This is a genomic window from Hyella patelloides LEGE 07179 (assembly GCF_900659865.1).
Taxonomy (GTDB): Bacteria; Cyanobacteriota; Cyanobacteriia; order Cyanobacteriales; family Xenococcaceae; genus Hyella; species Hyella patelloides.
The window spans coordinates 1-14,244 of sequence record NZ_LR213945.1 but is presented as its reverse complement, the minus strand read 5'-3'; the positions used below and the strand labels follow the sequence as shown (position 1 = coordinate 14,244).

Here is a 14,244-nt window from a genome sequence, read left to right as displayed (position 1 = left end):
TTATTGTTCGTCGCCAATTAACTGAATCAGAGCAATCTATCTCTGGACTTTATTCAGGGAATCCCAAACGCGCTACTTTTTGTCCCACAGCAGAACAATTATTAGCTGCTTTTTCTGATTTGACTTTGTATCTTTATCCTGATGGCTCTACTGAAATCAGTTCTCTGAATTCCCTTCAAAGACAAATTTTAAATTTGATGAACATTCCTGAATCGATTTATCTTGTTCCCCAGCTAGTTCCTAATTGACTCCAATCGCTCTAATTATTACTGTGACTTGATTTCATCGTCTTTATTTGCTCGACCATTTTTAAATTGAGCGAACCGTGAGTCAAGAGAAGGTTTTTGAGGCAAATAGGAAGAAGCAATTAATCCTGCCATTAAGTTGACCAGAAAATTCCAGATGCTTCGATGTCTTGAATATTCAATGTGAAAAATATTTTTGAGTTGGTCGTTGACTGTCTCGATTAAAGCTCTTTTACGCAAGAGAATTTTGTCAATTAGCTTAACCAACTTCTGTTTCATATTTTTTTGGTACCGAGTTATCAGTTGAAGTTGCTGCTCATAAAGCTTTTCAAATAAGTCTTGAGAGATATAACAGCGATCGCCAAATAACTTACCAAAAATTCCTTGAGTCATCTCAGGAACTGGCTTTCGGTTGTCAACATTGCCTGGGGTCAGTTTAAAGGCTAGCAATTCACCCTTGTCATTAAAACAGCGTTATTTCGGGTCGAAGTGATTCTTATTTTGGGTCGCTACAGTTAGGCAGCTTTTATTTTTTGGAAGTCCCTAACAACATATTGCTTTAGTTCTCGAAACGAAGTTTCATCGTCAGACTCACCCATGGTGGTGATGCGCTCTCTCATCTTTACTCTAGCTTGATAATGACCACAATGCTTACCATCAGGACTAGCAAAGTCTATGCGGACTTCTGCCCAAGTTTTGTCTGTTTCATCTATTGCTAAAACTCGACCCGCTTTATAATAGTCTAGCCATTGCCAACCTTCTTGCTGCCAAATTTCCCGTTCTACTATTTGTTCAAAGGGAGAAAGTCCAGCCCAACCTCGATAAAATTTTGGCAGTTGTGAGATCGCACCTTGTTGTTCGATTAATTGTTTTAGAAACTCAGGTTCTAAATGTCCCCAGTAACGTCCTTCAGGAAGATCGATCGCGGTTGGGGCAAAGCGATGTCCTCCAAAATGACTGCATTGCCAGACCCGCAGTTGACCCCGTGAGGTGGCAGCAAATTCAGAACGTAACTGTTGATAAATCGGATAACCAAAGCGAGAACAAGCAATATCTACATTACCATGGGTACAAACCAAAATCTCGCGAATCAACTCAGTAGATTGACGATATACAGCAAATTCTTCGATCCGTTCGGGTTGAGTTAGCAAGGCAATGATTAGAGGACTAACCTGCTCTGGGGGTAGGATATATTCTTGTTTGGTAAATCGGGCAAAAAGTCGCTGGGGACGATAATAGTAAAAAACTCGCATGAGATCGCGATGAGAATATTCTCGGTCGGGTGCGATCGCAAAGGGTCTAAGCTTAATTCCTTGCTGCCGAACAAGTTTAGCAATGACTTCCAACATCGGTTGAAAAAGCGGTTCATCTTGCCAAAATTCTTCTGACCAAGGAGGACTAAGTTCAAAAATAAACCAGTGGTCGTAGTTTCCCGCAGTGGCAATGGGATCTTCTCCAATGGCTTTTGAAATCACCGAACAAAATTTGTGCATTTTTGGTTTTTTATTGAAGATTATTTACTTGCTTCTAACCTATAAAGTTGTTTTACGGTCGGGAATGAGGGTTTCTATATTACGTAAGCTAGCAAAGGTATGTCCTGCCAAACCAATTAAAATTAAACAAACAGAGGAAAAAACATATAAAAGTGCTATCCCCGATCCTTCGTTTGTGCCGAAGAATATCCCAAAAATTCCTGCTAATGTTCCTCCAGGTTGCATTGCAGGTTCTAAGATGCGATCGGCAAGATATCCAGCTAGAAGTCTACCAATAGGGGCGGTAATTCCAGTAAGTAAAAAACTCAGTGCAAAGATTCGTCCCTGTACCTCTGGTTCGACTTTGTTCAAGAGAATTGCTTGTTTGGAAGCATTCATCAGAGGAAAGTTAATTGAAGAACAAAATTGTGCTGGCATCCAGAACCACAAACTTTGTCCTAACCCAAAAACCGTTTTACTAACTCCTGCACCAATCATGCCTAGCAACACTATTTTAATCTTACGTTGTGAACCACTCCAGATACTAGCGATCGCTGCTCCTAAAACGCCTCCTAAACCAGCAGCCGAGGATATATTTCCTAATGCTTTGGCATTGTTTCCCGTGCGAGCAAGAATCATTGGGGAGTATAAGCTAGCACCAAGATCATGGGCAAATTGAAATAAAGTATTAATTATCAAAAGAGCAAGTAAACTAGGACTATTACGGACATAGCCGATGCCAAAATTAAGATCTTGCCAAACCGATTCCATTTTTATTTTAATAGAGGCAGAAATTGCTCTGGCTTTCGACGGCGGAGTAATCTCTGAGCGTCGAGCGGATTTTTGAGCTTGTTTTTTGGGGTTAGGAATAGTAACGCAAAGAAGTGTAATGAAGGCGTACACAAATGTCCCCAAATCGATCAGCCAAATTCCAACTAAACCAATAACACCATATAAAACCCCAGCTAAGGCAGGTGCAATAATAGCCGAACCATAGTGTACTATCGAACCCATGCCACTGGCACGGGCGTATTGTGCTGGAGGAACAATAACTGTAATCGAAGCTGTATAAGCCAGACGCTGAATTTGCCCAAAAGCTCCATTGAGCATTCCTGCTGCATAGAAATGCCAGATTTGTAAATGGTCTGTTAGATAAAGGAACAACAGCGCAATTGTGGAAAAACCAGCTACTAGGTCGGCTAGGGCAATCAAGAATTTACGATCTGAGCGATCTACCAGACCGCCAGCAAGAGGAATCACCAACAAGCTAGGAATTTGGGTAAAAAAACCGATTAAGGCGATCGCGGTTACTTCTTTGGTAAGTTCCCAGACTAAAATTGCTACAGCGAAGCGAGTCATATAGCTGCCAATGGTCGAGACTAACTGACCGCTCCAGACTATAAAAAAAGTCCGCATTATGGTTTTGCCTGGGTTAAGTGAGTAAACAAATCATCAATCACGGCATTTGCAGCTAAGGGACCGCTACCAATCCAATACCCTGGAACTTCGTAAACCCGACCTTGCTGCACCGCTTCTAATTGTGACCATAAAGGATCGTCTTGTAATTGGTTTAATGCTTGCTCGGCTTCTTTTCCTAGACTCCAGACAAAAATGACATCTCCGTCTGCATCTTGAATGCGTTCGCGAGAAACTTCACGCCATAAACGCTCGGAGTCTTGTGCTGGCGGTCGAGATAAACCCGCTTCTGCCAGAATTTCACCGCTAAACGAACCTCGTTGATAAAGACGAATGCGATCGGGAAAAATGCGAACTACAGATACTTCAATCGATCGCACTTCGTCTCCTATTTCCGCCCTAAATTCTGCTAAACGCCGATCGTACTCTTGCAAAATCTTTTCAGCCTCCTCGGATTGACCCAGAATATTCCCTGTGAGTTTGAGTTGTTCCTTCCATTCCGCATTCCCTCCTTCTGCCAGCACGATAGTAGGTGCAATTTGCGAGAGTAATTTATACACCTGTTCGACATTTTTGCCTCCCAAGATTAAGTCAGGATTGAGAGAGGCGATCTCTTCAATGTTCTGTTGCTCCGAAGGCAGTTTAGTTACTCCGCTAATGCGATCGCGTAAATGAACTGGAAACTGTCCCGTATTTTCGTTATATAGCGCAGCTATGGGCTTGACTCCTAAAGCAAGAATAGAATCGAGCGCAATATTATCTAATGCTAAGACTCTTTGCGATCGCACGGGGACAGCAGTTTCTCCCAAGGCGTGTTTAACCATTCGCGCTTCTCCTTTAGTAATAGCAACCTTTGGCGAATCATTAAAGTTATTTTGACTACAAGAAGCAATGGCAATAAAACCAAATGACACCATAAAAATTAATATCTTACTTCGGATTCTTATCGAACAAACCCGTCCATTTCTGTTTTTTACCTTCATTTATTTTTAGACTGACATAATATAGACATGAAAAGCCGAAAACACCATAGGTCTTATTTCCTCCGCCACTTTTGTTACCAATTAAAACGGTATCCCAAGCTAAAGGTTCTCCCTAAAGCAGCAGCATTTTCGCTATTTTCATCTTGCACCTGAGAATCAACGGGAAAATATTGCTTGTCCAAAAGATTTTGAATTCCTAACGTTAAAGTTCCTCGACCCAAATTTAGACTACTAATAAAATCAAAAGTAGCGTAGCTATCAATATCTAGTTCATCTACGCCATCTTCAAAAGCGCGATCGCGACTTCCAACTACTAACAACTGCAAGCGATTTCGCCAACGGGGAAGGGTGAGATTCTCCACGTAAGCAGTAACTTTAAGCGGTTGAATATCGAGGGAACTTAAGGCAATATAATCATCTTCCCCATCGTCTTCTGGATTACTTTCTCCTTCTGTCCAAGAAAAGGACGTTCCTAGCTGCCAAGCATCGGCAGGCTGATAGTCTAAAGCTGCTTCAAACCCATAGGTACGGGTAGGCGATCGCTCTAAGACTAAAAAAGCTCCATCATCACTTTGACGGACGTTTTCGCCAAATTCTGACTCTGTGTAAAATCCCGCTACGGAAAACTGAATTTTATCCCATTCACCCCGAAGCCCCAATTCGTAGGAATCAATTTTTACAGGTTCGGTAATATCAATTGAATTTTCTACACTGATAAATCCAGTAGGCGGAAAACGGAGAATTCGCCCAAAATCGGTAGCGGAAAAGCCCTGAGAAAAGTTAGCAAACAAATTAAGCTCATCCGTCAGGTCAACAGTAGTACCCAGGTTAAATACCACATCATCTATATCAATATTGCCCCCTTCAACAGTTCCCAAACCTGGTGTATCTAGTAGTGAGTAATCATCAACGGCTAATTCAATCTGTTCGTAGCGCAATCCGCCACTAAAGCTCAACCAATCTTGGGCGTCCCAGCGCAGTTGGGCAAATAACCCCAAACTGTTTACATCGTAAGGTGGAGAAAAAAACAGCTCGTCAACTGTATCAAATTCCTGTCCACCGCTGTCTTCAAAAGTTTCAGGGTCGAATACTGTTAGTGGGTTTTCGACCGATTCATTAAGATAATCTGCTCCCCAAAGTAAGTCTAGTTCGTCAATAATTGGAGTATCTACTTGCACTCGCGCCCCCAGTTTTTCAGTATTGATTTCTGTACGGGAGACAGAATTGAAAAAAGTATCGCGGTTATCTTGAGGAATAGTGCGACTGAGAAACTGTTGATAAAAACCTAGAATCTGCACCTGAGAACCCAATAAATCATCGTTCGTATACCGAACACTGGCGATCGTATCCTTCCGTCCAGGTGAATCGTCTATTTCAATTTCTCCATTATCGAGAGAACGTGCTTTGACTCTCTCTTCAATGTCGTCAAGGGCAGGATCGGGCAGGGTAGGATCGTCTTGTACGTCGCTAAAATGATTGAGTGCAAACTGCAAACGCTGCTCTTCGGTGATATTTACCCCCAGTTTGCCCAAAACATTAAATGTTTCCAAGTTATCTAGTCCTTGAGAACGTCCGACGGGAATGCGATCGCCCTCAGCATCAAAAGTATCGCCCGTTTGACTATAAGCTAACGAGAGTAAATAATCAACGTCTTCGTCTCCTCCAGCCAAAAACTGACTGACTTCTCCTCCAAAGCTGTCGGAAAAATCTGATAAAGATATTCTCGGTCCCAAGGTCAGGGAGGTACTAGCTGTAAATGGTTCGTCGATAAAATCGCGGGTAATAATATTAATCGTTCCTCCTGCTGCTTCTGCACCGAACACAGCATTTGCTCCCCTAATTACTTCAATTCGCTCGATCGCATTGGGATCGATACTCCTTAAATTTTGAAAGGCACGACGATTACTTTCAGTGGGAATACCATCAATCAGCACCTGGGGTTGACGACCTCGCAAAGACTGACCCCGATTTGACGCACTTTGACTTGGCGGACCAAATCCTGGCACTGTTTGACCCAAAATATCAGGCAAATTGTCGCTCAATGCCTCTTGCTGCTCGATTTCTTCGCGCTCGATGACTGTTACAGAGCGCGGCACCCGCGATATTGGTTCTTCGGTTCGGGTACTGATAATCTCGATTTCTTCGTCTGGTTCGGTTTGGGCTGTCGCCTCTGGTGTCACTCTCAAAACTAGATTCTGTTGACTGGGAATTACTTCGGCACTGGGTACATTTTGTTCTCCGCTAATCGTTAGGCGAATACTACTGTCATCTAACTGGCTCATCGCAATTTCGGCGATTCCTGGTGCGGGGTTGGTTTCTCTAAATTCATCCCCCATAGGTAAAGCTAGAGTTGCATCTAAAAGATCGATGACTAAATTATTGCCTTCAGGAAGAATTAACGGTACTAATTTTTCTCCTGCTGAGGTTTGGAGAATTACTTCTAGCCCCGAATCAGTCTGATTGACCTCTACTCCTGTAACCAGAGTAGTCCCAGTCCCCTGAGCTCTTAAATTTTCTGTCGTATTTCTCGGTAATAATCGTATCTTCTCTGCTTCAGACACTACATGAGTAGAAGTAATGTCAAGCTCTATCGAATTTACTTCTGCAAAAGTCCACTTGGGAAAAGCAGCTACCAGCATAACTGCTAACAAAAAGGGATTTAGTAATAGTATCGGGTTTGGGAATAGTAATAATAGTTTCAATCAATACTCCTCATAAGTTTTTTCTAAAGCTTTGTCGGGCTTAGATCTTCACACCAACTAATTGAGCAACAACTTTGCCTATCTAGAATAGTTTTAGGTGTTACGTCTTGGATTAGCCTACCATACTTATTTATAAACTTTCTCATTAAGTTTAATGAAATTTCCTTGATGATAAGTAGTTAATTTAGAAACAGAATTATTATCTTGGCTGCAACAACTTCAAGTCCAACTAGCGGAAGTTAGGCAATACGAATACAGTCCATTAGTGCAGATTCAAGAATGGAGCGAAATACCAAGAGGTTTCCCATTATTTGAAAGTCTGGTTGTTTTTGAAAATTATCCGATAGATTCTAGTACTCTACCAAGTTTGAATTGAGGGATAGAGTCGCTTCAGTTTAATCCGAGCATCTGCGGTAGTAAACCGCCAGTCCACCGAATGATACTAAATCCGATTTATAAAGTATGTAAACAACAAGTGTTTTTTAGCCAATGATAGTTGGTCAATTTACGAACTTCATCTTTCATTTCACTGACTACACAACAACGCTCAACTAAAACATTTTCTATCTCATTAATACTTTCAACAGCGTGATTGGATAAGCTGGGGAAACCCCAGCATCCCTCACGCTCAAAATATTGATTTACCAGAGGTTCATCTACTAACTGCCACAACCTTTCGGCTGGCTGTAACTCTGGAGAATAAGCTGGTAAAAATTCAATCTCTATTCCAGAGGGAATAATTGCCTTTTTACTACGATGCCATCCCGCATTATCTTCTACTAGAAGAATTTTTTTTGATTACTGACTCCAGCATCAATAGCAAACTGTTGATAAACAACATTTAACCATGACGTATTAACTCTGGGAATTAAATACCACAAAGTTTCTCCAGTTTGGGGCTTGACAAATCCGTAAACGTACAACCATTCATAGCGATGCTGTACGACCGCTTCTGGTCGATGACCGACTTTCGACCAAACCTTTCTAAGTATTGGTTTTAACCCTACTCTATGCTCGTCAAAGAACCACAGTTCTACTTCCACATCTGGATTTTCTCGTTTGAGCTTTTTGAATTTCAATGGCAAGTTATTTTTAAATATTTCCTGCTCCAATTTATCCGCTTTTTTATGTGCTGGTCTTGGACTCTGCCAAGAGTAGTTGCACTTTTTTAAGTAGTCCCATCCTCTCTGATTCCAGACTTTCTCTCTTCCCGTTTCTTTTTCCATCTAGCGAGCTACCTTAGTTCCCGTCCAGATTCCGCCGTCTGGTGGCTTTTTCTCGATCGCTCTTGTTAGTTTTTCTAACTGTGGTTGTGATAGTAATCTTTTTTTTCCTCGAACATGATTGCTGGTCTTATTTTTGCGATTTCTAACACCTTCTGCTCCATTTTGGTTGTACCGATTGATAATCTTTTGAGCATAAGGATAAGAACACCCTACGGCGATCACGCAGTGCCAGCGAAGCTGATCGCACTATTTTTAATCGTCCAGCCCTGAGATACTTTCCACAGTAGATGCCATCTTCTAGCTTCTAGGGAGTCTTTACTTTTAAGATATTTTTCTTTAAGTTCACCCGAACTTAAATGATTGGCTAAATAAGCTGTTTTTGGCATTAAATTTCTTTCTCTTCTCCAGCTTCATTTTACACATACTTTGGTAATCGGATTTAGTATGATTTCCTTGATTTCGGCGCTGTTCCCAAGCTGCCACTTCTTGTTTCAAAGTTTCCTGGTCAGGAATACGTCGTTCGAGACATTGACGAGCCAAAACACTCAATTCAATCTCTGCCATGTTTAATCAACTGCCATGTTTAGGAGTGTAGTGAAACTCTAGTTTGTCCAGAATACGTTTGGCTTCGTTTGGTTCAAAGGCTTTATAGAGAGAAGCAGGGACATGAGTATTAAGTTGGTCATGAATGACAGTAATCAAGATTGCATCGGGATAACGCTCATCAACCAAATACTTCATCTGTTGAGCATAATCAATTGCCGTTCTCTGGTCGGTGACTTCAACATGACGCCAAGCTCCTAAAGGTTCAAAAAACATAAATAGATTGGAGACCCCATTGCGTTCATACTCATAGTCGTAGCGTTCTGGTTGACCAGGTTTGGCAGGTAAAGGTAATTGAGTTTCGGCAACTCGTTGCTTACTGCTCTCATCAAAACAAACTGAAGGATGAAGCGGGTCGTAGGGTCGAGTGTCAACATCTAGAACATCTTCCATGTAGTAGACAAACTGAGCATTAGCTTTGGGGGGAATCACCCAGGATTTGTTGAACCAAGGCTTGAGTTCGTTTTTTTTAGAGTCTGTCGCACAGTTTCATCGCTAATGCTCTCAACATGACCTAATTGCACCATTTGCTCTACGAGCATCTTCATCGTCCAACGTCCTTGCCCCTCTGGGGGCGAGCTACAAGTGAGGGCAATCAGATGTGCTTCAGATTCTCCATCTAAGCGACGCTTTTTTCGATTCTGTTGCTCTTTTCGATTCAAGGCTGCCGTCATACCTTGTTCTACTAAGCGTTGTCTTACTCTTTCAATCGTCGCTACACTGATTTTAAGAGCCTGATTGATGTCTCGATCTTTCCAGCCTCCTCCTGACCGATTCGTGTCAGCTAACAGTAAAATTCGCGCATGATTGACTTTATAAGCGGGATTTTTGCCTTTGTTGACTAGTTCTTCTAATGAAGCTTGCTCTTGATCCGTGAGAGTGACAATATATTTTTTCTTCGGCATCTGTGAAAGTTTTTTCAGCAGAAATGACATTTCGCTCATTTTCGCCGATTTCATCCCTCAATTCAAACTTGGTGGACTACTACCCGCATTTCCTATAAATTAAACTTAAAAGGCCCTAGTTTTAACGTTCAAAGTGCTTGTTCTACTTCCTTAGTTGCGGTTCATCTTGCCAGTCAAAGCTTACTAAGCGGAGAATGCGATATGGCTATGGCTGGGGGCGTTTCGATAAGATTACCCCTCAAAGGCGGTTATTTGTATTCTGAAGGGGGTATTCACTCTCCAGACGGACACTGTCGCGCTTTCGATGCTAATGCAAAAGGAACTGTTAGCGGTAGCGGAGTGGGAATAGTAGTATTGAAGCGTTTAGAAGATGCTCTCAACGATAATGACACGATCGACGCAATAATTAAAGGCTCTGCTATCAACAACGATGGAACAGTAAAAGTAAGCTATTCAGCCCCCAGTATTGAAGGACAAGCTAAGGCGAACGCATCTGCTCAAATAATGGCTGAAGTAGAGCCAGAAAACATTACTTATATTGAAGCTCACGGGACGGGAACACCTTTAGGAGAGCCGATCGAAGTAGCTGCTTTAACTCAGGTTTTTGCTGCTAAAACTGAGGACAAAAATTTCTGTGCTTTGGGTGCAGTTAAAACTAATATCGGTCATTTAGATGCAGCAGCAGGTGTAGCGGGTTTAATTAAAACAATACTCGCTCTCAAACACCAATTAATTCCTCCCAGTCTTAACTTCGAGCAACCTAACCCCCAAATTGATTTTGAAAATAGTCCTTTCTACGTCAATACTAAGCCTTCTGTTTGGTCGAAAGACAATAATACACCTAGATGTTCTGGTGTAAGTTCTTTTGGCATGGGTGGAACTAACGCTCACGTAATAGTAGAAGAAGCACCACCTTTACAGGTTAACAAGGGAGCAGGGGAGCAAGGGAGAAAATACAATTTACTCGTACTTTCTGCTAAAACAGAATCGGCAATAGAAACAGCAACAAATAACTTAGTCGAGTATCTCAAACAGCATCCAGAAATTAACTTAGCCGATGTTGCTTATACTTTACAAGTCGGTCGTCGCCCTTTTAATTATCGTCGAATATTAGTCTGTGAAAACGATCGCGATGCAATTGAAGCTTTTAGTAATAAAGATACTTCTAGAGTAACTACTGGCTTTTACTCAGTTCGCGATCGCGAGATAGTATTTATGTTCCCAGGACAAGGAACTCAATACGCAGACATGGGTAAAGAACTTTATCAAAGTGAACCCGTTTTAAAAACTCGATCGATCGCTGTTCGGAATTGCTCGAACCTTTACTAAATCTAGATTTACGCTCTTGTCTTTACCCAGAAGAAAACACTCCATCCCAAAAAATCAACCAAACTGCGATCGCGCAACCTGCTATATTTGCCATAGAATACGCTCTCTCTCAGTTGTGGCTATCCTGGGGGATACATCCTGCTATTCTTATCGGTCACAGTATAGGTGAATACGTTAAAACCGCATTTTTCTAGAAGTGGGAGCGGGTAATACCTTAAGTACCTTTACGAAATCATCGCAGGCTGGCGAGGTTTCATCCGCAGTACCGATGACCAGACAGCAAAAAATAAACAATACGCCAGTGTTAACATCTTTAAGGCATCCCAAAGAAACGCGATCGGATTTAGCTTTTATCCTCAATACTGTCGGAAAATTATGGTTAGCAGGAGTAACTATAAACTGGTCGAAGTTATACCCTCGCGATCGACCTCAGCGCGTACCTTTACCAACTTATCCTTTTGAAAGACAACGTTATTGGATCGAGCCTCAAAGCCAGTTTGCTGCTGAAATTCCGCAAAAACAAGGCAAAAAACCAGATATTGCCGATTGGTTTTATGTCCCTTCTTGGAAACAATCGCCCCTGATTAATTCTGTCAATTTAATTCTCCAATCTTCTTGGCTGTTATTTATAGATGAATCCGATATTGGTACAAAAATAGCCGCTCGTTTGCAAAAAGAAGGTCAAGAGGTTATTACTGTAAAAATAGGAGATAAATTTACTAAAGATAGTAATACTTATACAGTAAATCCTGAAAAGGAAAAAGACTACGACAATCTCATAAAATCTCTGCAAAATTTAGAAAAAATTCCTAACAAAATCATTCACTTTTGGGGAATTGAATCGGAGATTGATCGCAAATTAGATTGTTACAGCCTTCTCTATCTAACTAAAGCATTAGATCGCCAGCACGTAAATAGTTCGATATCTCTAACAGTTGTAAGCGATCGCATTTATGAAGTAACTGGAGCGGAAAAATTACAACCAGAAAAAGCAACAGTATTAGGATTAGTCAAAGTAATTCCCCAAGAATATCGCCATATTAATTGTCGCAATATCGATCTCGATCTCTCTCAAAACAATCCTCAATTAATAAAATCCTTATTTGCCGAATTAACAATCCAATCTCCAAATATTGCGATCGCCTATCGCCATAAACAGCGTTGGGTACAAATTTTTGAACCTATATTCCTTCCTAAAATTAATGCTGCTAACTTGCGTCAAAAAGGAGTTTATTTAATTACTGGAGGACTGGGTAATATTGGCTTATTATTAGCATCATTTTTAGCAAAAAAATTCAAAGCAAAACTAATTTTAATTGGGCGATCTGGTTTGCCAGAGCGATCGCAATGGTCAGAAATATTAGAAAATAAGGTTCTACCGAACTTACTGTGTAAGACCAATAAAGAATTAATGCCTCAAGCAAAAATAGTAGCGGATAACTTTCATGTAATGAAACAAGTAAATGATGAATTAGATGCTGCTAGAAAAAAAATCACAAGAGAAGCAGAACGACTTAAAAACAAATCTAAAAAAGAAAAAATATTGTCAGGACTGACCAAGAGTAAATATGTCTTGCTCAAAAATCAAGAAGATTTGAAGGAATCGGAACAGGAGAAACTTCAAGAAATTGAAAGAATAGCTCCTGTTTTAAGGAAAATGCACGGGTTAAAAGAAAAACTCAGAAATATTTTTGAAACTAATAAAAATTGGAGCGAGGGATTATTGAATTTAGCAGATTGGTTAAAAGATATCTTCGAGTATTTTCCCAAAAGCTTTGGAACAATTAAAAGATGGATAGGGGAAATTATTGCTTACTTCGATGAAGGAACTACTCAAGGAGTAGTGGCAGGAATTAACAATAAACTCAAGCTGATTAAAAGAAGAGCTTTTGGATTTAGAAATTTTGATAACTTTCAACTTAGAAGCCTTTTAACTTGGCACTTTGCTAGTTAGTTTTGCATAGTAAGTTCGGTAGAACCGAAAATAAGAGCAATGAAAAAGTTGCAAACAAAATTCAACAAGTAAAACAATTAGAATCAGATGGGACTGAAGTCCTCGTACTAAAAGCAGATGTAAGCGACGATAATGCGATGGAAAATGTTATTATCGAAGCTAAAAAACGCTTTGGTAATATTAACGGAGTAATTCATGCAGCAGGAACAGTTGGAGAACAAGCATATCGAACGATTCAAGAAACAAATATAACCGAATTTCAGCAGCAATTTAAAACTAAAATAGCAGGAACTTTAGTCTTAGAAAAAATCCTGAAAGAACGAGAATTAGACTTTTGTGTATTATGTTCCTCGATCGCAACAATTTTAGGAGGTTTAGGCTTTTCAGCCTATTCAGCAGCGAACCAATATATGGACGTTTTTGCTCGTCAGCATAACAAAACTAGTCTCTTTCCCTGGATTAGTATTAACTGGGATGCATGGCATTTCGACGAAAAAAAATCCGATTCAAATTTTAGCAGCAGTTTAACATAATTAGCAATAAAACCATCTGAAAGTGCCGAACTTTGGCAAAGAATAATATCATTAAATAATATCTCTCAAGTAATTGTTTCCACTGGCGAATTACAAAACAGAATCGCGCAATGGGTGGAATTTGAAACAAAAGAAGAATCAATAAATATCCGCCATTCCAGACCAGAATTATCAGAAAACTACGAACAACCGCGTAATGAAACAGAACGTGCGATCGTGAAAATTTGGCAACAATTTCTTGGTATCGATCGCGTCGGAATTAACGATAACTTTTTTGAATTAGGAGGACATTCCTTATTAGCAACCCAAATGGTAACGCAAATTAGGCAAAAATTTCAGATATAAATAGCCTTACGTCGTTTGTTTGAAAATCCCACTATAGCCAGTTTTACAGAAAAGATTATTCGGTGAAAACAAAAACAAAATACATGAAATCAGAAAATCGACCAACTAACTTAAACACTTTTTTTATCGTTTGGAGCGGTCAACTGGTCTCAACTCTCGGCTCTGAAATGACTAATTTTGCTATGACAATTTGGGCGTGGGAGCTTACCGAAAAAGCCACTCCTTTATCTTTAATTTTCTTTTTTAGTCGTCTTCCTAGAGTAATCGCTGCAATTTTTGCTGGGTTATTAGTCGATCGCTATAATCGCAAGCACTTGATGATGTTAGGAGATACGGTAGCAGGAGTTTCTACCCTAGTTATACTTTTTCTTCTTTTAAGGGAAAATCTTGCCATCTGGCACTTTTATCTGACATTCCGCAGATAATTTTCTCAAGGAAATAATTAAATGAATTTGCTTGAATATAGCCGTTTATAGCAATCGCCAATCTTCAAAAACACCAAATAATATATTAGTTCTTATTCTGTTTCTA

12 protein-coding genes and 4 pseudogenes are annotated in these 14,244 nt (G+C 40.3%); 6 read left to right on the top strand and 10 right to left on the bottom strand.

The window, feature by feature from the left end; translation table 11 throughout:
* Positions 1–248, top strand: a pseudogene (locus H1P_RS22695) (IS1634 family transposase); the annotation flags it as partial.
* A gap of 18 nt (positions 249–266) precedes the next feature.
* Here the strand turns inward: H1P_RS22695 and H1P_RS22690 are convergent.
* The 10 genes and pseudogenes from H1P_RS22690 to H1P_RS38445 form a co-directional block, all read right to left on the bottom strand.
* A pseudogene (locus H1P_RS22690) lies at positions 267–710 on the bottom strand (IS982 family transposase); the annotation flags it as partial.
* Positions 711–760: 50 nt separating this feature from the next.
* Entirely contained in the window at positions 761–1,738 is a 978-nt protein-coding gene (locus H1P_RS22685; protein ID WP_144871625.1) for a ferredoxin family protein, read from the bottom strand.
* A 39-nt stretch (positions 1,739–1,777) separates the two neighbouring features.
* The gene (locus H1P_RS22680; RefSeq protein ID WP_144871623.1) at positions 1,778–3,133 is read right to left on the bottom strand and encodes an MFS transporter; all 1,356 of its coding nucleotides are present in this window, start codon (positions 3,131–3,133) and stop codon (positions 1,778–1,780) included.
* The gene (locus tag H1P_RS22675) at positions 3,133–4,050 is read right to left on the bottom strand and encodes an ABC transporter substrate-binding protein (protein ID WP_186376090.1); all 918 of its coding nucleotides are present in this window, start codon (positions 4,048–4,050) and stop codon (positions 3,133–3,135) included. Before H1P_RS22675 ends, H1P_RS22680 begins: the two co-directional genes overlap by 1 nt.
* A 140-nt stretch (positions 4,051–4,190) precedes the next feature.
* Positions 4,191–6,818 (bottom strand): TonB-dependent receptor domain-containing protein, encoded by a 2,628-nt coding sequence (locus H1P_RS22670; RefSeq protein WP_144871618.1) that lies wholly within the window; start codon positions 6,816–6,818, stop codon positions 4,191–4,193.
* Between the two features lie 453 nt (positions 6,819–7,271).
* Complete coding sequence (locus tag H1P_RS37620) at positions 7,272–7,556, bottom strand: hypothetical protein (protein WP_342799610.1); 285 nt, start codon at positions 7,554–7,556, stop codon at positions 7,272–7,274.
* Between the two features lie 41 nt (positions 7,557–7,597).
* Positions 7,598–8,044 (bottom strand): winged helix-turn-helix domain-containing protein, encoded by a 447-nt coding sequence (locus H1P_RS37615; RefSeq protein ID WP_222427181.1) that lies wholly within the window; start codon positions 8,042–8,044, stop codon positions 7,598–7,600.
* A complete protein-coding gene (locus H1P_RS37610) occupies positions 8,045–8,266 on the bottom strand; it encodes a hypothetical protein (RefSeq protein WP_222427180.1) in 222 nt (73 codons plus the stop codon).
* Positions 8,263–8,430 (bottom strand): hypothetical protein, encoded by a 168-nt coding sequence (locus H1P_RS37605; RefSeq protein ID WP_222427179.1) that lies wholly within the window; start codon positions 8,428–8,430, stop codon positions 8,263–8,265. The genes H1P_RS37610 and H1P_RS37605 overlap by 4 nt, the downstream gene beginning before the upstream one ends.
* Before the next feature lie 55 nt (positions 8,431–8,485).
* Positions 8,486–9,552, bottom strand: a pseudogene (locus H1P_RS38445) (IS630 family transposase); the annotation flags it as partial.
* A gap of 78 nt (positions 9,553–9,630) precedes the next feature.
* Here H1P_RS38445 and H1P_RS39945 point away from each other — a divergent pair.
* From H1P_RS39945 to H1P_RS22630, 5 genes and pseudogenes are all read left to right on the top strand, one after another.
* Positions 9,631–11,920 (top strand): annotated as a pseudogene (locus H1P_RS39945) (type I polyketide synthase); the annotation flags it as partial.
* 174 nt (positions 11,921–12,094) lie between these two features.
* Positions 12,095–12,835, top strand: a complete 741-nt coding sequence (locus H1P_RS39940; RefSeq protein ID WP_425461549.1) for a transposase — start codon at positions 12,095–12,097, stop codon at positions 12,833–12,835.
* Positions 12,836–12,837: 2 nt separating this feature from the next.
* Positions 12,838–13,368, top strand: a complete 531-nt coding sequence (locus tag H1P_RS22640) for an SDR family NAD(P)-dependent oxidoreductase (protein ID WP_144871614.1) — start codon at positions 12,838–12,840, stop codon at positions 13,366–13,368.
* Between the two features lie 114 nt (positions 13,369–13,482).
* Positions 13,483–13,713: a phosphopantetheine-binding protein gene (locus tag H1P_RS22635; RefSeq protein WP_186376089.1), complete on the top strand. Its 231-nt coding sequence runs from the start codon at positions 13,483–13,485 to the stop codon at positions 13,711–13,713.
* An 83-nt stretch (positions 13,714–13,796) separates the two neighbouring features.
* Entirely contained in the window at positions 13,797–14,138 is a 342-nt protein-coding gene (locus tag H1P_RS22630; RefSeq protein ID WP_144871610.1) for an MFS transporter, read from the top strand.
* Positions 14,139–14,244: the final 106 nt, after the last annotated feature.